The sequence below is a fragment of the Thermomonospora catenispora genome (assembly GCF_006363815.1).
Taxonomy (GTDB): Bacteria; Actinomycetota; Actinomycetes; order Streptosporangiales; family Streptosporangiaceae; genus Thermomonospora; species Thermomonospora catenispora.
Genome location: NZ_RRYT01000009.1, coordinates 86,837 through 113,493 on the forward strand (window position 1 = coordinate 86,837; position 26,657 = coordinate 113,493).

The 26,657-nt window shown below is 74.3% G+C and carries 21 protein-coding genes; 11 read left to right on the forward strand and 10 right to left on the reverse strand.

Annotated features, from left to right (window positions below):
* Window positions 1-15: 15 nt before the first annotated feature.
* Together EIO00_RS09765 and EIO00_RS09770 are read left to right on the forward strand one after the other, a co-directional pair.
* A complete protein-coding gene (locus tag EIO00_RS09765) occupies window positions 16-468 on the forward strand; it encodes a VOC family protein (protein WP_140177372.1) in 453 nt (150 codons plus the stop codon).
* Window positions 469-732: 264 nt separating this feature from the next.
* On the forward strand, window positions 733-2,523 hold the full coding sequence (locus EIO00_RS09770) for a PD-(D/E)XK nuclease family protein (protein ID WP_140177373.1): 1,791 nt from the start codon (window positions 733-735) through the stop codon (window positions 2,521-2,523).
* 194 nt (window positions 2,524-2,717) lie between these two features.
* On the opposite strand, the gene EIO00_RS09775 is transcribed toward EIO00_RS09770, so the two are convergent.
* The 4 genes from EIO00_RS09775 to EIO00_RS09790 are packed head-to-tail and all read right to left on the reverse strand — an operon-like array spanning window position 2,718 to window position 9,115.
* Complete coding sequence (locus EIO00_RS09775) at window positions 2,718-3,695, reverse strand: hypothetical protein (protein ID WP_140177375.1); 978 nt, start codon at window positions 3,693-3,695, stop codon at window positions 2,718-2,720.
* Complete coding sequence (locus EIO00_RS25590) at window positions 3,692-6,139, reverse strand: AAA family ATPase (RefSeq protein ID WP_140177377.1); 2,448 nt, start codon at window positions 6,137-6,139, stop codon at window positions 3,692-3,694. Before EIO00_RS25590 ends, EIO00_RS09775 begins: the two co-directional genes overlap by 4 nt.
* Entirely contained in the window at window positions 6,139-7,311 is a 1,173-nt protein-coding gene (locus tag EIO00_RS09785) for an exonuclease SbcCD subunit D (protein WP_140177379.1), read from the reverse strand. The genes EIO00_RS25590 and EIO00_RS09785 overlap by 1 nt, the downstream gene beginning before the upstream one ends.
* Before the next feature lie 16 nt (window positions 7,312-7,327).
* On the reverse strand, window positions 7,328-9,115 hold the full coding sequence (locus EIO00_RS09790; RefSeq protein ID WP_140177381.1) for an ATP-binding protein: 1,788 nt from the start codon (window positions 9,113-9,115) through the stop codon (window positions 7,328-7,330).
* 331 nt (window positions 9,116-9,446) lie between these two features.
* Between EIO00_RS09790 and EIO00_RS09795 the strand changes: the two genes are divergently transcribed.
* Both EIO00_RS09795 and EIO00_RS09800 read left to right on the forward strand, forming a co-directional pair.
* Window positions 9,447-11,435, forward strand: coding sequence for an outer membrane protein assembly factor BamB family protein (locus EIO00_RS09795; protein WP_140177383.1), 1,989 nt, complete (start codon window positions 9,447-9,449; stop codon window positions 11,433-11,435).
* A gap of 16 nt (window positions 11,436-11,451) precedes the next feature.
* Entirely contained in the window at window positions 11,452-13,578 is a 2,127-nt protein-coding gene (locus EIO00_RS09800; protein ID WP_140177385.1) for a serine/threonine-protein kinase, read from the forward strand.
* A gap of 11 nt (window positions 13,579-13,589) precedes the next feature.
* Here the strand turns inward: EIO00_RS09800 and EIO00_RS09805 are convergent, their stop codons facing one another.
* Together EIO00_RS09805 and EIO00_RS09810 are read right to left on the reverse strand one after the other, a co-directional pair.
* Complete coding sequence (locus EIO00_RS09805; protein ID WP_140177387.1) at window positions 13,590-14,531, reverse strand: hypothetical protein; 942 nt, start codon at window positions 14,529-14,531, stop codon at window positions 13,590-13,592.
* A 283-nt stretch (window positions 14,532-14,814) separates the two neighbouring features.
* Window positions 14,815-15,759 (reverse strand): hypothetical protein, encoded by a 945-nt coding sequence (locus tag EIO00_RS09810; protein WP_140177389.1) that lies wholly within the window; start codon window positions 15,757-15,759, stop codon window positions 14,815-14,817.
* A gap of 268 nt (window positions 15,760-16,027) precedes the next feature.
* Here EIO00_RS09810 and EIO00_RS09815 point away from each other — a divergent pair, with 268 nt between their 5' ends.
* The 3 genes from EIO00_RS09815 to EIO00_RS09825 all read left to right on the forward strand — a co-directional run bounded on the left by EIO00_RS09815 (window position 16,028) and on the right by EIO00_RS09825 (window position 19,224).
* A complete protein-coding gene (locus tag EIO00_RS09815; protein WP_140177392.1) occupies window positions 16,028-16,570 on the forward strand; it encodes a hypothetical protein in 543 nt (180 codons plus the stop codon).
* A gap of 195 nt (window positions 16,571-16,765) precedes the next feature.
* Complete coding sequence (locus EIO00_RS09820) at window positions 16,766-18,058, forward strand: hypothetical protein (protein ID WP_140177394.1); 1,293 nt, start codon at window positions 16,766-16,768, stop codon at window positions 18,056-18,058.
* A 41-nt stretch (window positions 18,059-18,099) separates the two neighbouring features.
* The gene (locus EIO00_RS09825) at window positions 18,100-19,224 is read left to right on the forward strand and encodes an NUDIX domain-containing protein (RefSeq protein ID WP_140177396.1); all 1,125 of its coding nucleotides are present in this window, start codon (window positions 18,100-18,102) and stop codon (window positions 19,222-19,224) included.
* Window positions 19,225-19,350: 126 nt separating this feature from the next.
* On the opposite strand, the gene EIO00_RS09830 is transcribed toward EIO00_RS09825, so the two are convergent.
* A complete protein-coding gene (locus EIO00_RS09830; RefSeq protein WP_140177398.1) occupies window positions 19,351-20,169 on the reverse strand; it encodes a PIG-L family deacetylase in 819 nt (272 codons plus the stop codon).
* A gap of 232 nt (window positions 20,170-20,401) precedes the next feature.
* Here EIO00_RS09830 and EIO00_RS09835 point away from each other — a divergent pair, with 232 nt between their 5' ends.
* The 3 genes from EIO00_RS09835 to EIO00_RS09845 are packed head-to-tail and all read left to right on the forward strand — an operon-like array spanning window position 20,402 to window position 22,179.
* Window positions 20,402-21,310, forward strand: coding sequence for an SPFH domain-containing protein (locus EIO00_RS09835; RefSeq protein WP_140177400.1), 909 nt, complete (start codon window positions 20,402-20,404; stop codon window positions 21,308-21,310).
* A 9-nt stretch (window positions 21,311-21,319) separates the two neighbouring features.
* Complete coding sequence (locus tag EIO00_RS09840) at window positions 21,320-21,559, forward strand: type II toxin-antitoxin system antitoxin (protein ID WP_140177402.1); 240 nt, start codon at window positions 21,320-21,322, stop codon at window positions 21,557-21,559.
* Window positions 21,560-21,561: 2 nt separating this feature from the next.
* Window positions 21,562-22,179, forward strand: a complete 618-nt coding sequence (locus EIO00_RS09845; RefSeq protein ID WP_140177404.1) for a GOLPH3/VPS74 family protein — start codon at window positions 21,562-21,564, stop codon at window positions 22,177-22,179.
* Between the two features lie 61 nt (window positions 22,180-22,240).
* Here the strand turns inward: EIO00_RS09845 and EIO00_RS09850 are convergent, their stop codons facing one another.
* Complete coding sequence (locus EIO00_RS09850; protein WP_140177406.1) at window positions 22,241-23,233, reverse strand: AurF N-oxygenase family protein; 993 nt, start codon at window positions 23,231-23,233, stop codon at window positions 22,241-22,243.
* A 225-nt stretch (window positions 23,234-23,458) separates the two neighbouring features.
* Between EIO00_RS09850 and EIO00_RS09855 the strand changes: the two genes are divergently transcribed.
* Window positions 23,459-24,145: a TetR/AcrR family transcriptional regulator gene (locus EIO00_RS09855; RefSeq protein ID WP_241661247.1), complete on the forward strand. Its 687-nt coding sequence runs from the start codon at window positions 23,459-23,461 to the stop codon at window positions 24,143-24,145.
* A 140-nt stretch (window positions 24,146-24,285) separates the two neighbouring features.
* Here the strand turns inward: EIO00_RS09855 and EIO00_RS09860 are convergent, their stop codons facing one another.
* Complete coding sequence (locus EIO00_RS09860; RefSeq protein ID WP_140177408.1) at window positions 24,286-25,458, reverse strand: CynX/NimT family MFS transporter; 1,173 nt, start codon at window positions 25,456-25,458, stop codon at window positions 24,286-24,288.
* 3 nt (window positions 25,459-25,461) lie between these two features.
* On the reverse strand, window positions 25,462-26,529 hold the full coding sequence (locus EIO00_RS09865) for a mechanosensitive ion channel family protein (protein WP_175596174.1): 1,068 nt from the start codon (window positions 26,527-26,529) through the stop codon (window positions 25,462-25,464).
* Window positions 26,530-26,657 lie beyond the last annotated feature (128 nt).

The following is a 26,657-nucleotide window of genomic DNA, read 5'->3' on the forward strand; positions in this document are numbered from 1 at the left end:
AGTATGACTGGTTACATGGCTCTGCACTGGAAACTGGTCGTCGACTCCCGGAACGCTCCGGCGCTGGCGGACTTCTGGGCCGCCGCCCTGGGGTACGAGCCGGAGGACCAGACCGCGCTCATCGAACGCCTGCTGACCGAGGGGCACATCGCCGAGGACGCCGTGATCGAGCACGGTGGACGCCGCCTCTTCCGCGGCCTGGCCGCCATCCGGCACCCCGACGACCCGGTCGACCCGGCCACGGGGGCCGGCCTGGGCCGCCGCATCCTCTTCCAGGACGTCCCCGAGCCCAAGACCGTCAAGAACCGGCTGCACATCGACGTCCACGCCGCCCCCGGCGAGCCCCGGGACCTGGTCCGCCGGCTGGAGTCCCTCGGCGCCGCCGTGGTCCGCGAGGTCGACCAGGGGCTCGCCGGCCACTGGTGGGTCATGCGGGACCCCGAGGGCAACGAGTTCTGCGTCTCCTGAGCCGCCCTCGAGCCGGCGTCCGCCGCGGGCGGGGACGACCGCGCGGGCCGCGGGACGGCGCGCGGGCTCCGGCGATCCGGCCGCCGGGCACGAGATCGGGCACGGGGCGGCGCGATGCCGCGGCGATCGGTGCGGCGCCCGACCGTCCGAGGCCGACGCCCCGCGCGCCTGAGCTGGCGAAACAAGGAATTTTACCAAAAACCAAGTGAATAGCGTTCACATGTGATCTACTGGGGCTCCGTCGACCGAACAGCGGGGAGTGCCATGGATCGGTGGGCCGCGCATCCGGGACTGCGGGGAAGCGCCGAGGTGATGCGGGTCTCGGCGAGCATGCTGGATCGCACCGAACGGGACTGTGCGGACTTCGCGGCGGCGAAGGTGCGGACCGGGCTGTGGCCGCGGGTGCCGGAGCGACGGCGATACGCGCCCTGGGAGGACTTCCCGCTGGGGCTGGTGCAACGGGCCCTGGACGCGGTGGAGTTCGAGGGGGCCGATCCGGACGAGGCCGTCGACAAGGCCATCGCCCAGAACCGCTCGCCGGTGCATCCGGGGGTCGCGGTATGGGCGCGGCACGCCTGCCGGGCCTTTCTGCAGGCGGACGAGTGGATCGCCGACGAGCTGGAGGCCGAGGGCGTCGAGCTGGTGCCGGAGCGACTGCCGCGGGTGGTGCAGGCGGCCTCGGCGGTCGAACTGCGGATGCTCACCGCGTGGGGCCGCTGGTACGGGTCGCGGGACGGGACGGTGCGGGAGTTCCGGCGGCTGCGGATGAGCCGGACGCGGCAGGCGGCGGCGCCCTCCGACCAGGCGATCGCGTTCGTGGCGGCGACCGGCCGGCGGGCGGTGGGGAACCTGTACCGGGACGCGCCGGTCGAGGTGACCGACGATGAGGACTCCCCCACCCGGATCCGGGTCGTGGAGGTCGCCCTGGTGGCGGACGTCCGGCCGCAGGTGCTGGTGGACGCCCCGCCCGAGGAGATCAGGCGCCGCTATCGCGAGGAGATCCGGCCGCTGGCCCAGGCCGTCACCGTGGGCGGCGCGCGCCGGCCCGGCTCGGACTGCGCCGAGTGCAAGCTGCGGCCCTCGTGCGCCGACCTGCCGACCGTCCCCGGGCTGCTGGGGCTGAACGACCGGGGCACGCACCGGCGGACCTGGTCGGTCACCACCGGCCGCCACTACGTCGTCTGCCCGGCCCGTGCCCTGCTGCGCGACCTGCGGCTGCCGGCGGAGACGCCCGGCGAGGGGTCGTCGGTGCGCCGCGGCGTGGCCGTCCACCACTGGCTGGAGACCGCCCACGGACGGGGCCGCCCGTGCTCCCTCGAGGATCTGCCCGACCCCGCCTCCGGCGACACGGGCCTGGCGGCCGGGCTGATGTCGCCGGAGGAGTACGCCCAGGCCCGGCCGTATCTGCTGGCGCATCTGGCGGTGTGCCCGCTGGCGGGTCCCGGGCGGGTCACCGACGTGGCCGCCGAACCGACCGTCGCCGCCTACGACCCGGACGCCGACGTGCTGGTGATCGCGCATCCCGACCTGCTGCGCCGGGTGGACGGGCGGCTGATGTACCGTGAGCAGAAGACCACCCTCGGCGATCCGCCCGCCGGCGCCCCCGCCGAGCTGTTCGAGCAGGTCCCTCAGCTCGCCCTGGCCGTCCTGCTGATCGCGCACGGCGTCTTCGGCGAGCGGGCCGGCACGGTGGAGCTGGAGGTCATGACGCCCCAGACCGCCCGGGTCCACGCGTTCGCCGCCGAGGACCCCCGGGTGCTCGAGGCGGCCCGCCGCAAGATCACCGAGATGGTGCGGCCCTGGCACCGCGACACCGAGTTCTCCGCCCTCCCCGGCCCCTGGTGCGAGCGCTGCCCCACCGCCCGATGGTGCCCTGTGCCGCGCACCCCCGCGGCTCTGCCGGACGGCTCCCCTCTGGAGGTCGACGGCGTCCTCATCGACCCCGGCACCGGCGAGATCCTCGACTCCGGAGGCGGCCTGACCGCCCGCGCCGCCGCCGTCTCCGCCTCGTTGAACTCCCCTGATCCCGACCCCGACGACGAGCCCCCGTTCTGACGGCCCGGCACTCCCCGCCGTCGGCGGGACGCGGGATCGCGGCGCCGAGCACGCCGGGCGCGCGGTCCGCGGCGGACGCCGGCCGCTCAGCGGACCCCGGCCCACGATGCGCCGGGTGCGCGCGGCCCGGGGCGGTGCCCGCGCCGTCCGCGGCGGCCTCCCGTCGACGGCTCCGTGCCCGCGCGGGACCCGGGTCAGCGACCGATGGTGGCGCTGCGCAGGGCCCGGTAGAGGAGGCGGGAGTCGCCCAGCCGGTGGCGCAGCAGACGCTCCAGCCCGCCGATGGGCGTGAGGTTCTGCGGGGCCCGGGGGTCCTTGTAGTCCACGCCCGCCAAGGCCGGCAGCACGGCGGCGGTGACGTCGGCCAGGGCGACGACCTCATCAGGGGTGAGCTCGGCGCCCGCCTCGCACCGGGCGATCCCGGACCAGGGGGCGGCGGAGCGGGTGGGCAGGCGCAGATACCACGAGTGGCGGGGCCAGCCGCTGCCCATGAGGAAGACGGGGGTGCGCTGGCCCGGGCTCAGCTCGGCCATCACGGCCGCCTGCCGGCCGGACAGGTAGGCGGTGTGGTGGGTCTTGACATAGCCGACGGTCCGGGGGAGCTGGCTGCGCCCCCGCAGCGGACCGTCGATGATGAGGAGGTCGTCGCCGTCGTCGCGGGAGCGGTGCCGGGCGGCCAGCGCCACCTCCAGCTCGCCGAGCTCCCGCTGCAGGGCCAGAGAGAGCTGCTCGGCGCTGGTGCCCGCGGCGGGGCGGACGGTGTACTCCCCCGCCCAGGTGCGCAGGTTCTCCGCGTGCGGGGACGGGGTGAACAGGGACCGCCGGACGCCCACGTCGACGAGCTCGGCGGGACGGCCGCTGGGGCCGCAGCGCACCACGCCGGCGGCGTAGGAGGCGGCGATGCCGGGGGCGGGCATGGCGCCGTCGGGGTCGTTCACCCAGACCCGGGCCTCGATGCGGCGGACGCCGTCGGCGATCAGCAGCGTGCTCGGCAACGCGCCGGGAGCGGGCGTGATCGGGTGCCAGCGGGCGGCCGGCACCTCCACGTTCAGGTCGATCTCGGCCGTGGTGGCGTCCAGCTCGGTGAGGGCCCCGGAGGAGACCGATGTGGCGTACCCCGGGTCCCAGGGGTCGATGGTGATCGGTGCGGGCGGTGCGGGGGCGATGGTCATGCGGTCCTCTTCTCCACATGGGATCCGGCGGAGTCGCGGGTGATCTCATAGCGCACCGGCACCCGTTCGGCCAGCGCGGGAACATGGGTGACGATGCCGACCATCCGGTCGCCGCCGGCCGACAGGCGTTCCAGCGTGGTGGCGACGGTGTCCAGGGTGGCCGCGTCCAGGGTGCCGAACCCCTCGTCCAGGAAGATCGAGTCCAGGCCGCGGGCGGCCCCGGCGGCGAGCCCGGCGACCCGGTCGGACAGCGCCAGCGCCAACGCCAGCGACGCCTGGAAGGTCTCCCCGCCGGACAGGGTGCGCACATTGCGGCGCATCCCGCCCTCGGCGTAGTCGATCACCTCGATGGCGTTGCGGGCGTCCAACACCAGCTCGAACTGGCCGTCCGACAGCTCGCGCAGCGTCTCGGAGGCCGCCGCCACCAGCAGCTCCAGCGCCTCCCCGCACAGCCAGCTCTCGAAGTTGTTGGCCCGCAGCCGCAACGCCAGCTCGTGCGCGACCTCGGCCTCCTCGCGGTGGAGGCGGATCCGCTCGCGCAGCCGGTCGGCCTGGCTCCGCCGCTCGCGAATGCGTTCCAGGTCGCCCTCGGCGCGGGTGCAGGCGGTGGCGACGGCCCGGACGATGGCGTCGGGGTCGGGCGGGCGGGGGACGGGCACGCCCGCGTCGGCCAGCAGGGCGCACAGGGCGTCGCGCACGGCGTCCCGTTCGCGGCGGACGTCGAGGAGGTCCCGGGCGAGATCGTCCGCCGCCCGGCGGCGCCGCCCGGTCTCCTCACGGCACCAGGCCAGCAGCGCGGTCCAGGCGGCGTGCGGGTCGTCGCGGTCCAGCGGCGGGGCGCCCAGCGGGACGAGGGTGTCGCGCACCGCGTCCAGCTCGCGCAGCACCCGGGCGGCCTCCTGCCGGAGCTTGGCGTGGTGCCGTTCGGCGTCGGCGGCGGCCGTGCGCGCCGCGCGGGCGGCCTCCCGGGCCCGCCGGAGTCCGCGTTCGGCCTCCTCGACGGCGTGCAGCGTCCGCCGCAGCCCGGCCGCGTCGGGATGGGCCCGGATCAGCTCCCGCCGGGCCTCGAGCTGGTCCTGCAGGGTGGACAGGGACCGTTCGGCCCCGGCCACGCGCGCCTCCTGGGCACGGTGCCGGCGCTGCGCCCGGTCCTCCTCGGCGCGGCGGGCGGCGAGGCGGCGTTCGGCCTCCTCCAAGGCCGCGGGGGCGGGGTGCGACGGCGGTTCGCTCACCGGGTGCCGGCACACCGGGCAGGGCTCGCCGATCCGCAGCCGCCGGGCCAGGTCGGCGGCGGCGTGCTGGTCGCGGACCCGCTGCAGGTCCCGTTCGGCCCGCGTGCGGCGGTCGGTCGCCTCGGTCAGGAGCGCGCGGGCGCGCGCCTCGTCGGCGCGGGCGCCCTCCAGCTCGGCGCGGGCGGCGGCGATCTGCGCGGTGAGCCGGTCGTGCTCCTCGTGGGCGCGCAGGGCCAGGGTCAGCGCGGACTTGTCGCCGAGTCCGGCCAGGTCCTCCTCGGCCTTCAGCGCGGCCTCCGCGCGGCGGGCGGCCTCCTCCGCCGCCCGTTCGGCGGTCTCGGCGGCGGCGCGCAGGTCGTCGGCGAGCGTGGGGACATGGGGCGGCATGGTCACCGCGCCCAGCGTCTCGAGCGCCCCCCGGGCCTCCCGCAGCGTCCCCTCCAGCTCGGCGACCCGCCCGTCCAGCTCCCGGAGCGTCCCGATCCGGGAGCCCACCCGGTCGGCGAGGTCCTGCAGCTCTCCGACCCGCTGCTCGGCGGCCCGCTCGGCGGCCTCGTCGGCGTCGGCGAGGGAGGCCAGGTGTCCTTCGGCGGCCTGCACCGCGGCCCGGGCCTTCTTCTCCTCCTCGGCGGCCCGCTGCTTGACGGCGTCGAAGACCTCGGCGTCCAGCAGCTGCATCAGCAGCTCCTGCCGTTTGCTGGGCATCGCGTGCAGGAAGTCGGCGAACCGGCCTTGGGGCAGGATCACGCACTGGGTGAAGTACTTGTACTCCAGGCCGGTCAGCCGCTGGGCCTCCGCGGTGACGTGCTCTCCCTCGGCCAGGGTCCGCACCACCGCGCCGAGCAGCTCGGCGACCCCCAGGGCGGGATCGACGGCCGGGTCCAGCTCGTCCAGCCTGGCCTCGCGCGTGGTGACCGTCCCCCGGCCGCTGCGGACCAGGGAGCGGACGATCCCATAGCGGCGGCCGCCCGACTCGAAGATCAGCCCGACCTTTCCGGAGGTGGCCGAGGGGGCCAGCGCCAGGCCGGTCCTCTTCTCATCGCCCCAGCGCGGCACCGTGCCGTAGAGGGCGAAGCAGATCGCGTCGATGACCGTGCTCTTGCCCGCGCCGGTCGGCCCGACCAGCACGAAGTAGTCCACATCGTGGAAGTCCACCGAGGTCGGCGCCCGGAAGCTGCCGAAGTTCTCCATGTGGAGCCACAGCGGCCGCATCAGTCCCCCTCTCCCCCGGCCTCGGTGATCTCGTCGTAGAGGCGGTCGAACAGCGCGACGACCCGTTCGTCGTGGCGGCCGGTCCGGGCGAGGTAGTCGCGGAACAGGTCCCGGGGCGTGCGGGCGGCGCGCCCGGCGGCGTCGGCGCGACGGGCGGCCGGAGTGGGGCGGAACTCCTGGTCGATGTCCACGGTCAGGGCGTTCGGCAGCACCTGGCGCACCCGGTCGGCCAGCCCGGCCCGGGGCTTTTCGGCGACCACGACCCGCAGCCAGGCGTCGCCGAACTCCTCGGCCCGCGCCGCCAGCTCCTCCACCGATCCCCGCACCGTCCGCAGCCGGCGGGCCCCGCGGAAGACGACCTCGCGGACCCGGGCGGGACGGCCGGGCTCGACCTCCACCAGCAGGGCGCCGGGGGTGTTCTGCTCCTCGCCGAAGTCCACCGCGATGGGCGCCCCGCTGTACCAGATCGGACAGGGGCCGGGGATCTGCTGACGGCGGTGCAGGTGGCCGAGCGCGGCGTATTGGGCGGTGGGCGGGAACGCGGTCGCCTCGAAGTAGTAGGAGAAGATCGTCTGCGCCTCGCGCTCGCCCCCGCCCAGCCTCCCGCCGGGCAGGGTGCCGTGCGCGGCGACCAGGTTGATCGTGTCGTCGCCGAATCCGGCGGTCAGCGCCCGCGCCAGCTGCGCGAACCGGTCGGCGTAGCGGCGGTTGTGCTGGTCGGGGGTGTCGGAGAGGGCCTCGACCGCGCGGACCGCGTACCGGTGGGACAGGAACGGCAGCACCGCCAGCCGCACCTCCTCGCCCGCCCGGGTGGTCCACGAGACCACCCCGCCGTCGGCGGGGCGGCGGAACCGCCCGACCACGTGGACGCCGAGCGCGCCGAGCACCGGCCGGTACACGTCCAGCAGGCGAGGGTCGTCGTGGTTGCCGGCCAGCACCACGACCCGGCGGCCGTCCTCGCGGAGCGCCAGCAGGGTCTGCATCACCAGCGCCTGTGACGGCGGCGTGGGAGCGGCGGTGTCGAACACGTCGCCGGCGACGATCACCGCGTCGACGTCTTCGGCGCGGGCCAGCTCCACCAGCTCGCGCAGGACGGCGGCGTGCTCCTCGGCCCGGGACCGGCCGCGGAGCACCTTGCCGACATGCCAGTCGGCGGTGTGCAGGAACTTCATGTCGGCGCATCCATCCTCAGAACGGGACCTCGTCGTCATCGTCGAGCCCGGCGAACGGGTCGGCGGCGTCCGCGGCGGCGGTCCCCGCGTCCCCGCGGAAGGCGGAGTCGGACTCCGACGGTCGGGTCGCCCAGGCGGGGAAGGGGAACTCCACCGCCAGCGGCACCGGGATCTCCGGCTGGCCGATGAACATGGTCCCGGGCCTGGCGATCGTCGCGCGGGCCCGCGCCGCCGGAGGCAGCCAGCCGTACTCGGCGCGGGAGGCCTCGGCGGCGTCCAGCCGGCCCGCCACCCGCACCGCGCAGTTGGCCACGATCCGCCGTTCGACCTCCGAGGCGGTCTGCTGGGCGCCGATCAGGATCACCCCGAGCGAGCGGCCGCGTTCGGCCACGTCCAGCAGGATCTCCTTGATCGGCGAGCCGCCCTCGCGGGGGGCGTACTTGTTCAGCTCGTCCAGCACCACGAACAGCAGGGGCCGGGCGCTGCCGGAGCTCTCCTTGCGCTGGAACTCGCCGCGCAGCACCACGCCGACCACGAACCGCTGCGCCCGGTCCGGCAGGTTGTGCAGGTCGACGATGGTGACCTGGGCGTCGGAGGTGGTGATGGAACGATCCTTGCGCGGCGGCAGGTCGCCCCGGACGATCGTCTCCAGCGGCCGCACCGAGGAGCGCAGCCGGCGCAGGAACGCGTTGATGGTGCCGACCCCGACCAGGCCGCCGCCCGCCCACTCGGCGCGGGTGTCCTCGTCGGTCAGCTCGGTCTCGATCAGATCGACCAGGTCCTTGTAGGTGCGGCAGACCGTGCCGAGCCCGCCGTCGGGCTTGCGGATCCGCACCGCGCCGCCGTCCTCGGCCTGCTGGGCGTCGCGTCGCAGCCGGGCGGCCACCTGCCCGATCAGCAGGGTGTACTGGGCGCGTTCGTCCTCGGTGTCGGCGAAGACGTAACGCAGCAGCTCCTCGCGGCAGAACTCGGCGAGCGTCCAGTAGAACGGGCCGACGTCCCGGGTGCGCGAGGAGACGTCGGGGACGCCGTTGGGATCGCCGGGCCGGGGCGGGGCGAACACGTGCACGCTCTCGAACGGCCGGGCGGGCAGCCCCAGGGCGGCGTACGCGGCGCGGGACCGCTCGTCCAGCCGGTTGTTGGGGTGGTCGAGGAACAGCAGGTCCTCGCCCTTGACGGAGAAGATCAGCGCCTTGGTGTTGGCGGCCTCCGCGCCCAGCGCCCCCGAGTTGAAGATCGAATACAGCAGGAACGTGGCGAAGGAGGTCTTGGTCGCCACGCCCGACACCCCGGAGATCGACACGTGCGCGCCGCGGGTGCCGTCGAGGAAGTCCAGGTTCAGATGGATCGGCTCGCCGTCGCGGCCCAGCCCCACCGGGACCCGGCGCTCCATCACGTCGAAGTACAGCGCCAGCTCGCGGTCGGAGTCCCCGGCGCGGTAGGCGACCGTGCCCGGCAGCGGCGGCATGTACATCTCCGGGTCGACCCGGGTGACGGTGACCTCGGCGGCCTCCACCACCGCCGCGGGCAGCACCCCGTCGGCGATCAGGAACACGTCCGAGTCGTAGGCGGCCCCCTCGTGCCGCGCCTGGATGTCGGTCACCACTCCCGCGATCAGCACCGATCCGCCGTCGGGCAGCTCCCGTCGGGTGGCTATGACCTCGTCGAGCTGCACCACCTGCCCCGGCTCCAGCCCGACCCAGAACGACAGCGGCGTCGCCGACTGCGTGCCCAGCACCCGCCCCACGGCCTGCCCGGGGACGGCCTTCGACGCGGTTTCACCGTTCGTTGTCCGTGCCACCATGCAGGCGCTCCCACCCCATTGTCCTCGCGAGCCACATAGTGTCCCGGAAGGTTAATCGTCTGGGCGGACACTTTCGCGGCGAATCGGCGCCGGCCCGCCGGAACGGCCGCCGGGCCGGGCCGCCCCGCATCCTCCGACCGGCTCTTCCGGGCCCGGGGACGGAAAGGCGCCCTGCGGGCGTTCTGCCTGCTCAATGCCGTTTCGATGACATCCCGACGCCGCCTCGGCGCAGTGATTCGACCGCTTTGCAGCCATCGTCCGCCTGTCGCAAACGCCACGCGGAAGATGCGTTTTTTGGCACAGTTGTCCCGGCGGAAAGGGAGGTGAACCGGTGCCCGCGGCCGACGCACTCGAGCCGGACGACCCGCGACGGATCGGCCCTTACACCCTGCTGGGCCGACTCGGCGCCGGCGGGATGGGGCGGGTCTATCTGGGCCGTTCCCCCGGCGGCAGCCTGGTCGCCCTCAAAATGGTGCACGAGCGGTACGCCGCCGACGAGCGGTTCCGGGCGCGGTTCGCCCGGGAGGTGGCGGCGGCGCAGGCGGTGAGCGGGGTGTTCACCGCCCCGGTGGTGGACGCCGACCCCGAGGCGCCCCGGCCGTGGCTGGCCACCGCCTATCTGCCCGGGGTGTCGCTGCAGGAGGCGGTGCGCGAGCACGGCCCGTGGCCGGCGCCGTCGGTCCTGGCGCTGGGGGCGGCGCTCGCCGAGGCGCTGGTGTCGATCCACCGGGCCGGGATCGTGCACCGCGACCTCAAGCCGTCGAACGTGATGTTGTCGGCCGAGGGGCCGCGGGTCATCGACTTCGGGATCGCCCGGGCCGCCGACGCCGCCGCGATCACCCGGACCGGGGCGGTGCTGGGCACGCCCGGGTACATGCCGCCCGAGCAGGCGCTCGGCGCGGAGGTGGGGCCGGCCGGGGACGTGTTCGCCCTGGGCGCGGTGCTGGTGTTCACGGCGGCCGGGCACGGTCCGTTCGGCACCGGCCCGATGGCGGAGATGCTGCACCGCGTGGTGCACGAGCCGCCGCGGCTGGACGGCGTCGCCGACCCCCGGCTGCGCGAGGTGGTCGCCGCGTGCCTGCACAAGGACCCCGACGCCCGGCCCACGCCCGCCGACCTGCTGCGCGAGCTGAGCGACGAAGGCGTGCTCCGGCCCCCGGACGCGGTGCTGGTGCAGATCGACCGCCGGGCGGCCGAGCCCCTCCCGGGTGGTGGGCTCCGCCGGCGGGCGCTGGTGGTCGGCCTCTTGTCCGGGGCGGTGGCGGCGGGCGCCGCGGGGGCCGGGGCCGTGGTGTGGGTCTCCTCCCGCCCGGAACCCGCCCCGGCCGACACCGGGGTGCCGTCGCCGCCGCCCATCGGACGCCCCGGCAGGCCGCTGTGGCAGTACGACGCGGGCCGCCCCCTGCGGCTGGTGATCGCCACGTCCTCGGGGCGGGTGATCGCCGGCGACGAGGGCGGGCGGCTGCACGCGGTCGACGCCTCCACCGGGAGGGCCGCCTGGCAGTACGCGGCCTCGAACAAGACGGTCGCCGGGCTGGCCGCGACCCCGGAGAGAGTGGTCGTCGGCTGCGACGACGGCACCGTGCACGCGCTGGACGTCCGGTCCGGCCGCCGGATCTGGCGGCGCGGCCTCGGCGCGGGGACGCCGTTCGTCACGGTGACGGACCAGACGGTGTACGCGGCGGTCCAAAGGCCCTCCAGCGGCCTCGTGGCCGCGCTGTCGCTCTCCGACGGGAGCCTGCGGTGGCGGCACCGGACGAGCCGGCCGCTGCCGGGGCCGTGCGGCGTGGGGGGCGGGCTGGTGGTCGTGCCCGACGAGAACCTCTACGCCCTCGACGCCGGCTCGGGCTCGGTGCGGTGGCGCTCGGAGGTGGAATTCCCCACCGGGGCGACGGTGGGGGGCCCGCTGGTCTACTCCCCCGTCGAGGAGCCGGCGCTGCTCGCCCACGACCTGACCACCGGCAGGCGCCGGTGGCGGTACGAGACCGACGACCAGATCGTCACCCCGGTGACGCGGCACGGCTCGGCGGTGTACGTGGCCGACCGCACCGGCGGCGTCCACGCGCTGGCGGACGACGGGCGGCGGCTGTGGCGCGCCCAGCTCAGCGGCCGGCTCCAGGGCAGGGTGGTCGCCGACGGCCGGAGGCTGTTCGCCGGAGCCGAGGACGGCCGGGTGTACGGACTCGACCTCTCCGGCGGGTCCATCGTCTGGACGCACCAGACCCGCGCCGCCGTCACCGCCGCGCCGGCCCTGTCCGGCTCCTCGGTGTTCGCCGCGAGCACGGACGGCTATCTGTACGCTCTCGACGCTCGAGTCTGATCGACGCTGAACCACGATGAAACCACTGCTGCCCGACGATCCCGAGACCTACGGTCCCCACGTCCTGCTGGCGCGACTCGGCGCGGGCGGGACGGGCGTCGTCTACCTGGCCCGCTCCCCCGGCGGACGGCTGGTGGCGGTCAAGGCGGTGCACGCCGAGCTGGCGGCCGACCCGGCGTTCCGGGAGCGGTTCGCCCGCGAGGTGGCGGCGCTGCGGACGGCGAGCGGGGCGTTCACCGCATCGCTCGTCGACGCCGACCCCGAGGCGCCCCGGCCGTGGCTGGCCACCGCCTACCTGCCCGGCGTCACCCTGGAGGAGGCGGTGCAGGCCGCGGGGCCGCTGCCCGTACCGGCCGTGAACGCGCTGGGCGCGGGACTGGCGGAGGCGCTGGTGTCGATCCATCGGACCGGGATCGCGCACCGGGACCTCAAGCCGTCGAACGTGCTGCTCACCCCGCACGGCCCCCGGCTGATCGACCTGGGCATGGCCCGGCCGCCGGGCACGACGGAGGCGTCGGAGACGCTGGCCGGCACCCCCGGCTACCTGTCGCCGGAACAGGCCTCCGGAGGCGAGGGCGGCCCCGAAGGGGACGTGTTCTCGCTGGCGGCGGTGCTGGTGTTCGCGGCCACGGGGGCGGGGCCGTTCGAGGCGGACACGGTGCCGGCGGTGCTGTACCGGGTGCTGAACGCGGCCCCCTCCCTGGAAGGGGTGCCCGACGCCGAGCTGCGCGCGTTCCTGGGGACGTGCCTGAGCCGGGAAGCGCGGGAACGGCCCACCGCGGCCCAGATGATGGAGTTCTTCGCCGGACGGCCCGGGGCCGCTCTTCCCGACCCCGTGTCCGCCCTGATCCAGCAGGCGGTGAGCCGGGTGCCCGCGCCCGGGGCGCCGCCGTGGCGCACGGCGCCGCCCGTCGGACGGCGCCGGCTGGTCATGGGCCTGGCCGTCGGCGGGGCGGTGCTGCTGGCCGGAGGGGGAGCGGGCGCCGCGGCGCTGCTGGCGAACGCCGGGTCGGACGACCCGGTGGAGTGGCGGCACCGGGTGCCGGACCACGTCTCGGAGCTGTACGTCTCGGAGTCGCTGGTGGTGGCGGTGGGCCGCGAGCTGGGGTGGTACGCCGTGGACGGGCGGACCCGGAAGCGGCGCTGGCATCGGCCCGACCTGGAGCCTCCCCTCGTCGTGTCCGAGGTGGTGTTCGCCGGGGACATCCCCGTGGCGAGCCGCAACAGTGAGGTGTACGCCGTGGACCCCGCCACCGGTGAGGAGCTGTGGCGGCATCCCGCGGAGGTGCGCCTGCGCGGGCCCGCGTGCGATCGGAACATCGTCTGCCTGCCCGTCGTCGAGAGCCTGAGCAGGGCCCGGATCGTCGGCCGCGACGCGCGGACGGGGGCCGAACGGTGGAGCCTGCCCGCGAGCGACCGCGTCCGCGACATCGGGGCCGGCCTCGCCGACGGGGTGGTGTACTTCCACTCCGAGGAGCGCATGGAGGGCGTCCTGGCGGCGGCGGACGCCGCCACCGGCAGGCTCCGCTGGAAGGTCACCCTGGGCCGGGGGGTGATCTACCGGATGGACAGGCCGGTCGCGGCGGGCGGCACCGTGTACGTCTTCGACAGCACCGGCGTCCTGCACGCCCGGGCGGCGAGCGACGGTTCCCGCCGCTGGTCCGTCGAGGTGGGCGGCGCTCTCCCCGAGCTCGCGACCGAGCAGGTCATGGTGGCCGGTGACGCGGTCTATGCGATGACCGCGGACGGCACGATCCGGTCGTTCGACCCCGCGACCGGGCGGATGCGGTGGCGGCTGCCCACCGGTGTGCGGCCGCGCCACCCGCTCGCCGACCGGATGACCCCGGCCGGTGACGTGGTGCTGGTGACGGCGCGGGAGACGCTGCTGGCGGTGGGCGCGGCGGACGGCCGGATCCGCTGGCAGCAGGAGATCGGCATCGAGGAGTCGGCCCCGGTCGTGGTCGACGGCCTGGCGCATCTGCGCACGCTGCACGGGATCAGGTCCTACGACCTCGCCGACGGACGCCCCGTGCGTCTGCTGTCCAGCAAGGAGTACCCGACGCCGACCACCCTGCGGGCGCATCGGGGCCTGGTGGTGTGCGCTGTGCATCCGGGGGAGGTGCTCGCCCTGCGGCCGCGCTGACCGGCCCCGGGTCAGTCCTGATAGAGCGCGATGCAGTTGGCGCCCATCGTGTTGACATCCTCGATGAGGACACGGCCGTTCACGCTGATGCGGCAACGGATCACGCCGGCGAGGGGGTCCTTGCGCCAGCCGTTCAGAGTGAACGGCACGGTCTTCGCCGCCTGCGGGTCGAAGGACAGCTTCCGGCGCCAGGGCAGGCGCACCCCGGTGCGCTGCACCTGCTCGCTGCTCTCGGTGTCCCAGTAGGTGACCCGCTCGGCCGTGCCCGTGCCGAGCAGTTCGTAGACGACGGTCGCGGTCTGCCCGGCGTCCTGTGCCCCGACGCCGGGCAGTCGCTCCAGGACCCGCTGGGCCAGGCCGGCGAGCGTGGTCTTGGGGTCCTGCCCTTCGTGCTCGCGTTTCACCGACATGGTGATGGCGAGCAGCAGGCGTCCTCGGCGCACCCGGATCTCGTACTCGAGGAACGTCCGGTCCTCGTCCCCCAGCGTCGCGTAGTCGAACCAGCTGGCGTCCGCCCCCGGCACCAGATCGGTGACCAGGATCATCCGCCGCCTGTCCGACAGCATCCGCTCCTTGTGGCTGCGCAGCGTCTCCTTGTACTCCAGCTCCGCCGTCGTGACGGTCGGCCGCAACGCCACTTCGAACGTGGAGCCCCCTGTCCGCAGGCACACGACCCGGTCGGGCTGCTGCCTGCTGATCTCCCTGCTCTCGTAGGGCAGCTGCGGATGCCCGTAGCGGGCGTAGTCGGCGTCGGTGAGCAGGTCGCACATCTCCTCGGTGACCCGTCCGTTCACCGGCTGCGGCCACCCGCCCGGCGGCGGCGTCACCTCGCCGGCCGCCGCCCGGCTCTTCTTCCCGCCGCCGTCGTCGCCGTCGCCGCCGACGGTGCCGCATGCGGCCGCCGACACCAGCATCACCGCAGCGATTCCGGCCGACCACCAACGCCGCATCACGCCTGAATTCCTCACTTCCAGCGTTCAGCCCGGACAGACGGTAATCCCCGCCATTGTGCAATCTGGACGGAATATGCATCCGGCCGGTCACATCTCGATCACGGTTCGGGCCTTCGCGCGGCACGGGAAACGCCGCCGCCGGAATCGCATCGGATTCCTCACCCATCGTGGCCGGATCACGCCCCTCCCGGCTCACGGCGCCGCGGCCGGCGAGGAGGGGCCCGCTCCGAGCACCTCGGCCGCGGACCGGGCTCGAGGCGTCGCTCGACCCGCCGTGGAGCGGTCACCCCGGATAGCGGTAGTCGCAGCCGACGAACTGCGGGTGGGACTTCTCGGCGACGACCCGGCCGTTCATGAGGATGCGGCAGCGCACCCCCCGGGGATCGGACCCCAGGAACGCGCCTCCCGACACGCTGAACGGGCCGTCCAGCTCGGCCTGCCGGGGGTCGAAGGTCCGCTTCAGACGCCACGGCAGCTTCACGTTGTTGCGGAAAACGAGCCGACGGACCCCGGGATCCCAGTAGTTGATCGTGAAGACGCTGCCGTTGCCGAGCAGCTCGTAGACGACGGTCGGGGTCTGTCCGGTGTCCCGCGTCCCGACGCCGGGCAACCGCTGCAGGACCCGCTGCGCCAACCCCACGAGCGTGGTCTTGGGATCCTTCCCGCCGCGCTTGGGGTCCATGGTCAGCACGATGGAGAACAGCAGGGAGCCCCGGCGCACCAGGATCTCGTACTCGTCGAAATCCCTGACCGCGATCTCCAACGCCGAGTAGTCGAACCAGCTCTCATCGGCCCCCGGCACCAGATCGGTGGCCAGGATCATCTGCCGGTGATCCTGGAACATCAGGTCCTTGTGCTGTTGCAGCCTCTGCTGGAACTCCTTTTTCGCCAGCTCGGCGGACGGGCGCAACCCGATCGAGAAGGAAGAGCCCCCCAGTCTCCTCGTGCACACCGCCCAGTCGGGGTTGTTCGGGTCGATCTCCTTCTTCTCGAAGGGCCGCTGGGGATATCCGTACTCCTGGTAGTCGGCGTCGGTGAGCAGATCGCACATCCTCTCGGTGACCCGCCCGTTCACCGGCTGCGGCCACCCGCCCGGCGGCACCGTCACCCGGACGGCCGCCGCCCGGCTCTTCCCCTCGCCACCGCCGCCGCCGTCATCGCCCCCGCCGCACGCGGTCGCCGACACCAGCATCACCGCGGCGATCCCGGTCGACCACCAGCGCCGCACCCTTTTCTCCCTTCTCCTTCCGAGCCCCGTCCGGCATGACGGTAATCAGGGCATTCGGCACCCTCAATGGAATATTCACTTCTCGGCGACGCCGTGATCGTGATTCCGTTCTCCGCACGGGAAGGAGCCGCCGCTCCGCCGCATGTCGTATCGGCGTCCTCGCGCACGTCTTCACACGCGTCCTCGCCCGCCGCGGCCGGAATCCGCCCCTCACCCGCTCCGCCGACGGCCTGCGGGCCGCGGCCGGGTCCCGCCTAGACTGCACACCATGCGACGGCTGTCCAGCACCGTGGTGGTCATCGCCGGTGAGGGCGCCGAGAAGGTGATCTCCGGGCTCGACGGCCTGCACAACGTGCGGGCCCTGACCCGCGGGGACCGCACGCCGGCCGAGCTCACCGACCACATCACCCGGACGAGCGCGACGTACGTGGTGCACGACGCGGATCCGCTGGCCGACGTCGGCGAGGCGTGGGCGGACTTCTTCGACGGGACCGCGGTCACCGGAACGCTGGAGACGGTCATCGAGCGGACCCTGGCGGATCTGCGCGCCGAACGCCTGCTGCTCCCCGACTACTACGTGGTCCTCGACCCGGAGGACATGTCGCCGACCCGCCGCCACTGGTGGCTCGGCGTGCTGGCCGGCGCGGCCCCCGCCCGGGTGGTCCCCGCGCACGCCTCCGTCGCCCGGGTGGCCGACGTCCTCGCCCGCCTGTCGGCCGGCCGGTGGTGGCCGAGCGACCTGGAGGGCTGGCTGCGCGCCCTGCCCCGGGTGGTCCCCGACCGCGCGGGTCTCCCCACCCGCTCCGGCTGATCGCCGCCGACGGAGGCTCGGCCGCCGCGGGCCGTGCACGGGGCCGGCCGGGTCTCACCGCGGGCGCCACAGGGGCCGTGCGGAGGGGCGATGTGGCGAAGCGGTTGCTGGGAGTAATCCAACCGGGGCTTGTGAGCGTCTCATGCTGTGTACGATCAGCGCTCTCACGATTACTTGACGCCACCGTAGGGAATGATGAGCCGTTTCATCGCAGATGCCACAGGCACCGGGTGGATCCGCCGCGCCCTTCGGCGAGGATGCGGGTCGCTGGGATTCGCGGCGCTGGTCGCCGCCGTCGTGCTCGGTCACGTTCCGCCGGCCCATGCCGACTATCACCCCCGGGACCGAGAGCGCGAGAAGCTGCGCACCTGCGAGAGATACGGATGGTTCTTCGGCCCTCGGGCCAGGGAGGCGTGCCTGGAGGACTGGCGCTCCTCACGCGAGGAGCCGTGGTACGACCCCCGGTACGGCCCGCGCCACGACCAGCGCCACGCCCCCGACCGGCGGCATCGGGAACGGCCCCCGCACGAGTGGCGGCCGTCGCGGGGCGAGGAGGGTCGGTCCGACGCCCCGTCGCGGGAGCGCGATCGAAGCGGCGCGGTGACCGCGCCGGAGCCGTCCCGGCCCCGGCGGGCGGAACGCACCCCGCGGCCCACGCCCTCGCCCGCCGCACCGTCGACGACGCCGGAGGGGACCGCCGCGCACCGCACGCCGAGCGACCCGCCGCCGCGGGCGATCGTCGAGGAGGCTCCGCTGCCGCTGCCGCCGATACCGCTGCTGGGACTGCTGATCCTGCTGCTCCCGGTGGCGGCGATCGGGCTGACGGTCCGGCAGCGGGCGCTGGCGACGGCGTCCGGGGGCGCGGCGCTGACGCTTCCGTCGTCGCCCGCACCGGTCGCCCCGGTCTCCTACACCGGGGTGCCCGACCCGTTCGACGTCCCGGTGCTGGCGCTCACCGGCCAGGGGGTCGCCGCCGCCGTCCGGATGATCACGCTGGCGACCGTGGAGCGGGCGGAGGAGCCGCTGCTGGTCGTGCTGCCCCGGCCCGACGCGGCGGTGCTGTTCGGGCTGGCCGAGGACGAACTGCTGGACGAGCCCCTCGACCGGCTCTTCCTGCCCGGGACGCTGGACGCCGCGCTGGCCTACCTGGAGACCGAGCTGACCATCCGTGACGGTTCCGCCTCGACGGGGCGGGAGCCCCGCCTGCTGCTGGTCGCCGAGTGCGAGCAGGAGACCGGCCGCATCCAGACGCTGCTCGCCCGCCATCCGGGCGCGTTCTCGGCGATCCTGCTCGGCGACTGGCCGGGCGAGCAGGTCACCGTGGCGGAGGACGGCGCCGTCCAGGCGCCGCCCGCGCTGGCCGAGGGGCTGCCGGCCCGGCTGCCGGGCATGTCCCGCGCCCAGGCCCGGCAGCGCCTCGACGCGCTGGCCCGGCAGGCCCGCCGCAAGTCCAGGTCCGCCCGCGGCCGGCGTCGCGCCCGCCGCTGAACCGCGCGCGAACGCCCCGTCCGGTGGTTAGCGTTGGGCCCATGGGCAGTGCCGACAGGGTTCGCGGGTCGCTGGGCCGGGTGTTGACGGAGGTGGCCGCCGAGCGCGCCGCACAGGACGAGATCTGGGGCGTGCGGGACCTTCCGGACGGCACGGGAGAGGAGTGGCGGCACCGGGCCGAGGAGGCCAGGCGGGAGCGGGAGGAGGCGGCCGCCGAAGGCGGTCCGAGCTGGCGGCACGTGCTCCTGGAGACGGTCTTCGAGGCGCTGACCGAGCGGGATCCGCAGCGGCTGCGCGCCGCGCTGGTGCGGGTCGCCGCGGTCGCCGTGCAGTGGGCGCAGGCGGTGGAGCGGCGCGGCGGGACGCTGGCCGAGCCCCGGCCGCGGCGCGAGGCGATGGTGGAGAAGCTCGTCCGGGACCGGATCCCGGAGCTCATCGCGTCCGCCGGGGAGCGCCCGGACGTGCGGGCCGCCGCGGACGGCGAGTACCGGGCGTTCCTGCGGGCCAAGCTGCTGGAGGAGGCCGGCGAGTACGCGGCGGCCGACGATCCGGGGGAGCTCGCCGACGTCGTGGAGGTCGTGTACGCGCTGGCCGCCGCGCACGGCGTGTCCGCCGAGGAGCTGGACCGGATGCGCCGGGCCAAGGCCGCCGAGCGGGGCGGGTTCGAGCGGCGGCTGGTGCTGCGCCGGCCGCTGCCGCAGAGCGAGGAGCCGGCGCATCCGCAACGGCACGCGGTGCGCGCGCTGCTCCTCGACGAGAACGACGACCTGGTGCTGTTCCGCCGGGTCAAGCCGGGGCTGAAGCCGTACTTCTCGACGCCGGGCGGCAAGATCGAGCCGGAGGACGCCGGCCCCGAGGAGGCCCTGCGCCGTGAGCTCCACGAGGAGCTGGGCGCCACGGCGGGGCCGCTCCGCCAGGTCTTCTCCTACTTCGAGCAGGGGCTCGGCCTGCACTATCTGAGCACGTTCTACGTCTGCCGGCTGCTCTCGCTGGATCTGTCCCGCCGGCACGGTCCCGAGTTCGACGATCCCGCCAAGGGCTCCTATGAGGTCGTCCGCGTTCCGTGCCGTCCCGAGGCGCTGGCGGCCCTCGATCTGTTCCCCGCTCCGCTCGCCGCCTATCTGCAGGCCCACGCCCGGGAGCTGCCCTCCCTCCTGCCGGACTGACCGTCCTGCGCCCGCCGTCCCGTCCCTCCCGGGGCCGTCGGGCGCGGAACGCCGGGGCGGTACGGCCGTATCGCCCCGGCGCCGGCGCCCCGTCCTTCCCGTCCGCCGGGCGGCGGTCCCGTCGGGTCAGCGGAGGCCGGCGAAGAGGTCGGTCTCGGGAACGGCGGGCCGGACGCGGGAGGAGGGGTGGCGGATGAAGTGTTCGGTGCCGAAGGCCATGCGCTGCACCTCCTCGGGGAGGCGCAGGAAGAAGGCGCTGTCGCCCTGGCTGGCGTGGGCCTGGAGGGCCTTGCGCTTGCGGTCGGCGTAGGCGCCGACGTCCACCACGGTGGTGATCCGCTCGCCGGGGACGCCGAAGTCGTCGGGGAGCTCCCCGTCGCCCAGGTCGATGCCGAGCGCGCGGACCCGGGCGAACATCTCGCGGACGCCCTCGCGGGGGACGGCGGTGTAGTACAGCTTGTCGGGGACGCCGGTCAGCTCGACCGCCGCCATCGTGACGCGGTGGGCCTGGATGTGGTCGGGGTGACCGTAGCCGCCGCGTTCGTCATAGGTGACGACGACCTGCGGGCGGTACCGCTCCATGAGCTCCCCCAGGCGCCGGGCGGCCCGGTCGACCGGGACGTTGGCGAACGCGTCGGGGGCGCGGTTGGCCGCCCAGCCCGCCATTCCCGAGTCGCGGTACCCGAGCGGCTCGACGTGCCGGACGCCCAGGCAGGCGGCCGACTCGTGCAGCTCGGCGAGCCGACGGCGGCGCACCTCCTCCTCGTCGTGGCCGGGCTCGCCGGGCTTGACTCCGCCGGGCCCGTCCCCCTGCTCGCCGTTGGTGCAGGTCACCAAGACGGTGCGGATCCCCTCTCGGGCGCAGCGGGCCAGCACGCCGCCGGTGCCGAGCACCTCGTCGTCCGGGTGGGCGTGCACCGCCATCAGGGTCAGCTCGCGTTCCATGGCTCCTCGATCCAGACGTCCCGGGCGTCGCCCCGACGGTACCGGGCGGCGGTGACGGTACGCGGAGCCGACCGAGGCCGGGCGGCCCGGACCCGGCGGCCGGTGGCGGTTCGGAGGGCGGCGGGGCGTTCGGCGGCCCGGGCGGGCCGGCAGACGGATCGGGGGGCGGACCGAGGAGGCAAAAAGTGATATCACTTTGCTATGCTGATGCCATACGGTAAAGGAGGACTCCATGACGGCGACCGACGTCTCCGCCCCCACTTCGTCGATCACCGAGCGGCCGGCCCGGGACCGCAACGGCTGGCCGATGCTGGTGATCTCGCTGGCGCTGATCGTCATCGGCGCGACGGCGGCCGGCGGCTCCATCCCCACGTTCGGCACGGCGGGCGTTCCGCTGCTGGTGGTCGGCTTGCTGCTGACCACCGTCGGGTTCGTCCTGGCCCTCGGGCTGACGGTCGTGGCGCCGAACGAGGCCCGGGTGCTGCAGCTGCTCGGCTCCTCTTACAGCGGCACGATCCGCACCGACGGGCTGCGCTGGGTCAACCCGCTGACGATCCGGCGCCGCGTCTCCACCCGGATCCGCAACCACGAGACCGGCCCGGCCAAGGTCAACGACCTGGACGGCAACCCGATCGAGATCTCCGCGGTGGTGGTCTGGCAGGTCGAGGACACCGCGCGGGCCTGCTTCGCGGTGGACGACTACGTGGAGTTCGTGGCGTTCCAGACCGAGGCCGCGGTCCGGCACATCGCCGGCAGCTTCCCCTACGACTCGGCCGACACCCTGTCGCTGCGGGAGAACGCCGACGAGATCACCGCCAAGCTCTCGGAGGAGATCCAGAGCCGGGTCGCCTCCGCCGGAGTGCGGGTCATCGAGTCGCGGATCAACCGGCTGGCCTACGCCCCCGAGATCGCCCAGGCCATGCTGCGCCGTCAGCAGGCCGGCGCGGTGGTGGCCGCCCGCCAGCGCATCGTCGAGGGAGCGGTCAGCATGGTGGAGCTTGCACTGGCCAGGCTGGAGGAGGACGACGTGGTGGACCTCGACGAGGAGCGCAAGGCGGCGATGGTGAGCAACCTGCTGGTGGTGCTGTGCGCCGACCGGGACGCCCAGCCTGTGGTCAATACCGGGACCCTCTACCAGTGACGCGGACCATTGCCCAGGGAACGCAAGAAGCTCCTGCTGCGGCTCGACCCGGCCGTGCACGACGCGCTGGCGCGCTGGGCCGGGGACGAGCTGCGCAGCACCAACGCGCAGATCGAGTTCCTGCTGCGCAAGGCCCTGCAGGAGGCCGGGCGGATGCCCCGGGACGCCGGGCGGATGCGGCGTCCCGGCCGCCCGCGCAAGAACGAGACCGATGACGGAGGCGTCCCCGACGGCGAGGACGAGGAGTAGCGATGGTCAAGGTGCCCGACTCCCTGCCGGGCAGGGTCTACCTGCTGGCCTACGACCTGCGGCGCGGCCGGATGACGGCCCGCGGCCGGCTGGGTCATCTGCTGCGCGCCGCCGCGCTGACCGAGCTGTACTTGGACGGCCGTCTGGTCGGCGAGCGCCGGCCGCGGCTCGGCACCCCCGGCGACGACCCGTACGGGCTGCTGGCGCAGATCGGCGCGTCACGGCCGCACCGGTGGCAGTACTGGGTGGGCAAGGACAAGCGGGCGATGGTCAAGGCCGTGCAGGCCGAGCTGGAGGCCGAGGGGTTCATCCGGGTGCGGTCGCGCCGGCTGCTGGGGCTGATCCCCTGCAAGGAGGTGGAGGTCCACGACCCGCGGGTGGTCAAGGACCTGTGGGGGCGTGCGTCGTCGGCGCTGCGAGGCCGGCCGGTGGCGCACGTCAACAGCTACGACGCGGCGACGCTGGCGCTGGCGGCGGCCGGGCGGCTGCACACCGTGATCACCCCCGGTGAGCGGCGTCGCCACCGCGCCCGCATCGCCGCCCTCACCGCTCGTTCCGGCCCGGCGGTGCCCGCGTTGCGCAGGGCACTGGACGAAGAGGCCCTGGCCGCCGCGGGGTGAGCGCCCCGCGGCCCGGACGCCCCGGCCTCCGGATCCGGCGGCGCGCCCGGGCCGGGAGAGGTCAGAAGATCTGCGGCGGCTCGTCGGGCAGCAGCCCGGCGCGCCGCCAGATCCGCCGGGCCGGCCCGTCCAGCAGCCCCACCTCGTCGAAGAACCGGGTGCAGCGGCGCATCGACCAGGCCCAGACGGCGCGACGGTGCGGGCTGGCCGCCGCGACCCGCTGCGCCTCCTTGGGGTCCAGCCCGACCGCGGCGTAGGCCGAGGGGTGGATGACCAGGCGGGGGATCCAGGAGGTGAAGCGGGCCACGCCCATCGCGGCGAATCTGCGCCGGGCCGTCGAAGAGGCGGCGACGGCGCGTTTGAGCTCTTCGCGGGCGTACTTGATGTGGCGGGCCTCCTCGATCACATGGATCCGGGAGACCTGCCGGACCAGGGGCTGGATCTCCTCGTCGGCCATGCTGACCCGCTGCAGCGAGTCGGTGAACTCCTCCACCACCAGCGTCCCGGCGAACATCTGCAGCGGCAGGTACGGCGCTCCGGCGGCGATCTTGCCGAGGTGGTAGGCGATGGGGATCGGGCGGCGGGTGCGCAGGCCGAAGGCGCGGACCATCCGGCCGAACATCATCGAGTGGCGGCACTCGTCGGCCACCTCGGTGAGCGCGTAGGCGGTGTGCTGGCTGTCGTAGCGGAAGCGGTAGGCGGTCTTGAGCAGGATGTTCATCAACAGCAGCTCGGCCCAGATGCCGAAGGAGGCGATCTCGGCGACCTCCCGCTTGGACAGCTCGACCCGCTGCCGATGGGTCATCCGGTCCCAGAGCGGCGTCTCGTACAACGAGACCAGCTGCGGAGGCATGTAGAACACGTCCGGGTCCTGGGGGGCGTCCCAGTCCACGTCCACGTTCGGGTCGAACGAGCGCTTGCGGGAGATCGCGATCAGCCGTTCGGCGACCGGTTCGCGTTCGGTGAGCGCGATGGTGTGATCGCCGTCCCGGCAGCGGATCACCGCGGTCCGCCGTGCCCGGCCGGTCTCGGGGGCGGCCGTCTGGACGCTCATGACCCTCCTTCCGCTTACGGCGTAAGTCGCTGAGTGTCAGCATGGCACTTACGTCGTAAGTACGGCAAGGGGGCGCTTACGCCGTGGCGGAGGGCCGGGCGGCGGCATGAGGCGAATCCCGGCGCGCTCACCGGCGCGATCATCGGCGCGGTCACCGGCGCGGTGACCGGCACGACGCGAATACGGTGTGGGGACGTCCCGACAGCGGTGCAGGAGAGGCGGCAGGTGGCGAAACAGACCCGTGGCGGCACGCTCCCGACCGAGGTCCCCGGCGCCCCGGTCCGGGCGCCGTTGACCCACGACCGGATCATCGCGACGGCCATCGAGCTGATCGAGCGGGAGGGCGCCCAGGCGCTGTCGATGCGTCGGATCGGCGCCGAGCTGGGCGTCGCGGCGATGTCGCTCTACAACCATGTGCCGGGCAAGGAGGCCGTGCTCGACGGGATCGCCGACCGGATCCTGGGCGGGCTGGAGGTGGATCCGGCGCCGGAGGCCGATTGGCGGGACCGGGCGCGCCGGTTGGCGCACGCGTTCCGCGCCGCGGCGCACCGCCATCCCAGGTCGATGTCGGTGGTGCTGTCCCGGTCGATGATCTGGACCCGGCGGCTGCCGGTGATCGAGCAGATGCTGGCCATCGCCGAACAGGCCGGTTTCCGGGGCCGCACCGCGGTGCAGGTGATGCGGACGTTCATGGCCTATGTGATCGGCACGCTGATGAACGAGGCGAACACCGCCGCCACGCTGCGGCAGATCGCCGAGGAGCGGAGACGGGTCGCCGAGCTGGTGGATCCGAAGGCGTTCCCGCACGTGGTGGGCGCGGCCCGGGAGCTGCTGCATCCCGATTACGACGCCGATTTCGACTTCGGTCTCGACCTGCTCATCGGGGCCATCGAGAGCCTCCCCCGCACCTGAGCGGTGCGCGGCCGGGGCCGGAGGGGCGGCGCGTCCCGCCGCCTGTGGAACGCCCCCGGGACGCGCTCCCGCAGGGGGCCGCTCGGCGCCGCCGGGCCGACGGCCCCGCTCCGCGACGGCGGACGGACCGACCGGGCCGCTCAGCCGATGGTGCGGTCGCGGGCGGCGGCCAGCCCCGGGAACAGGTGGGCGACGACGATCGCCAGCACGAACAGCATCGGCGCGTTCCACCCGCCGGTCAGGTCGTGCAGCAGCCCGACGACGAACGGGCCGGTGGCGGCGATCAGGTAGCCGGTGCCCTGGGCCATCGCCGACAGCCGCGCGGCGATCGCCGGGGTGCCGGCGCGCAGCCCCAGGAACGACAGGGCCAGGGCGAACACCGCCCCCTGCCCCAGCCCGAGCACCACCGCGACCGCCCAGATCAGCCCGAGCGGCGCCCACGCCAGGCCGCAGAACCCGACGAAGGTCAGCGCCGCCACCACCGCCACCTGGGCGCGCTGATCCGGCAGCCGCCGGTCGGCGAGCGGGACCAGCAGCGAGCCCACCGCCTGCACGATCGAGGTGACCGCCAGCAGCAGGCCGGCGTCGGCCTCGCCCATCCCCCGGTCCTGCGCCAGCGTCGGCAGCCAGCCGAACACCACGTACGCCAGCAGCGACTGCAGCCCCATGAAGGCGCTGACCTGCCAGGCCAGTCCGTTGCGCCACAGCCCGGGCGCGGGGCCCGCCGGAGCCGACCCGCCGCCTTCCCCGTCGCGCCGCCGGACGCGCGGCAGCCAGCACAGCAGCGCCGCGCCCGCGGCCGCGGCGGGCAGGGCCAGCGGCACCCGCCAGCCGCCGGCCAGCGCCTGGTCGATCGGCACCACGACCGCCGCGCTCACCGCGGCCCCGACCGTCAGCGCGGTCGAGTACAGCGAGGTCACCAGGGTGACCGAGGTCGGATGGTCGCGTTTGATGAGGGCGGGCATCGCCACGTTGCCGATCCCGATGGCCGCCCCGACGATCAGCGAGCCGGCGAACAGGGTGGCCGGGACCGGGCCGACGCGCAGCAGCAGTCCGGCCGCCAGCAGGCCCATGCTCAGCGCCAGCAGCGTCTCCTCGCGGATCCGGCCGCGCAGCGCCGGGGCCGCCAGACCGGCCGCGCCGAAGCACAGCACCGGCAGGGTGGTCAGCGCCCCGGCCTCGGCCCCCGACAGATCCAGGTCGTCCTGGATCGCGGTGAGCAGCGGCCCGACGGTGGTCACCGCCGGGCGCAGGTTGAGCGCGGCCAGGACGATCAGCGTGACCGACCAGAACGCGGTGCGCGAGGTGGGCATCCGTCAGGACGTCCGCTGCGCCGGGAGCGACGGCGTCCACTCGCCGTCCAGGACGATGCTGCGGGTGGGCAGCGGGATCTGGATGCCCTCGTTCCGGAACCGGGCGTGCAGCCGCTTGATGAACTCGTGCTTGACCAGGAACTGGGCGTCGTACTCGCGGACCCGCAGGATGACGGTGAAGTCGATGCTGTGCTCGCCGAAGGTGTGGAAGCGCACCAGCGGCCGATGGTCCGGCACGCCGCCCTCGACCTCGGTCATCACCTCGCGGCCGACCTCGACGACGACCTTCTCCACCCGGTCCAGGTCGCTGTCGTAGGCCACCTTGGCCTGGATGAGGATGCTCATCTCAGAGCCGGGGCCGTGGTAGTTGGTGAGGATGGCGTCGGCGAACCGGGAATTGGGCACCACCACCAGGTTGTCGGAGAGGGTCTTGATGGTGGTCTTGCGCCAGTTGATGTCGACGATGTTGCCCTCCTCACCGCTGGTCAGCCGCACGTAGTCGCCGGGCACCACGGTCTTGGAGGCCAGGATGTGCACTCCGGCGAACAGGTTGGCCAGGGTGTCCTGGAGGGCCAGCGCGACCGCCAGACCGCCCACGCCGAGGGCGGTGAGCATCGGGGTGATCGACACGCCCATGCTCTGCAGCAGCACCAGCACGCCCACCACCAGCACCACCGCGCGGGTGATGTTGGCGAAGATCGTCACCGACTGGGAGACGCCCGACCTGGCCAGGACGATGGTGGTGACGATCCCGGCCGCCATCCGGGCGAGCGCCAGCGTCACCGCCAGGATGATCACCGCGACCAGCACGGAGGCGATCACGTTGCGGACCCCCGGCTGGAACCGGACGGTCAGGGTCGCCGCCCACGCCCCGGCCACCACGGTGAGCACCACGGCCAGGTCGCGCAGCAGTCGGATCGTCAGGTCGTCCCAGGCCCACGGGGTGTCCTCGGCCCGCTTGGACAGCCTGCCCAACAGCATCCGCAGCGCCGCCCCGAGCACGGGGGCGAGGAGCACGATGACGCCGCCGATCAGAACCCGTTCCCACTCCAGCGGATCAGGCACGTCCATCCGTTCCATCGGGAAGAACTGAGCGCGAACGGCATTGATCGTAGCGACGCCCGGGCCTTTTGAACGGATATCGCCGAGATCGGCGATCATGTGCGTTACGCACACGTTCGGCCACGCCCCGCGCCCCT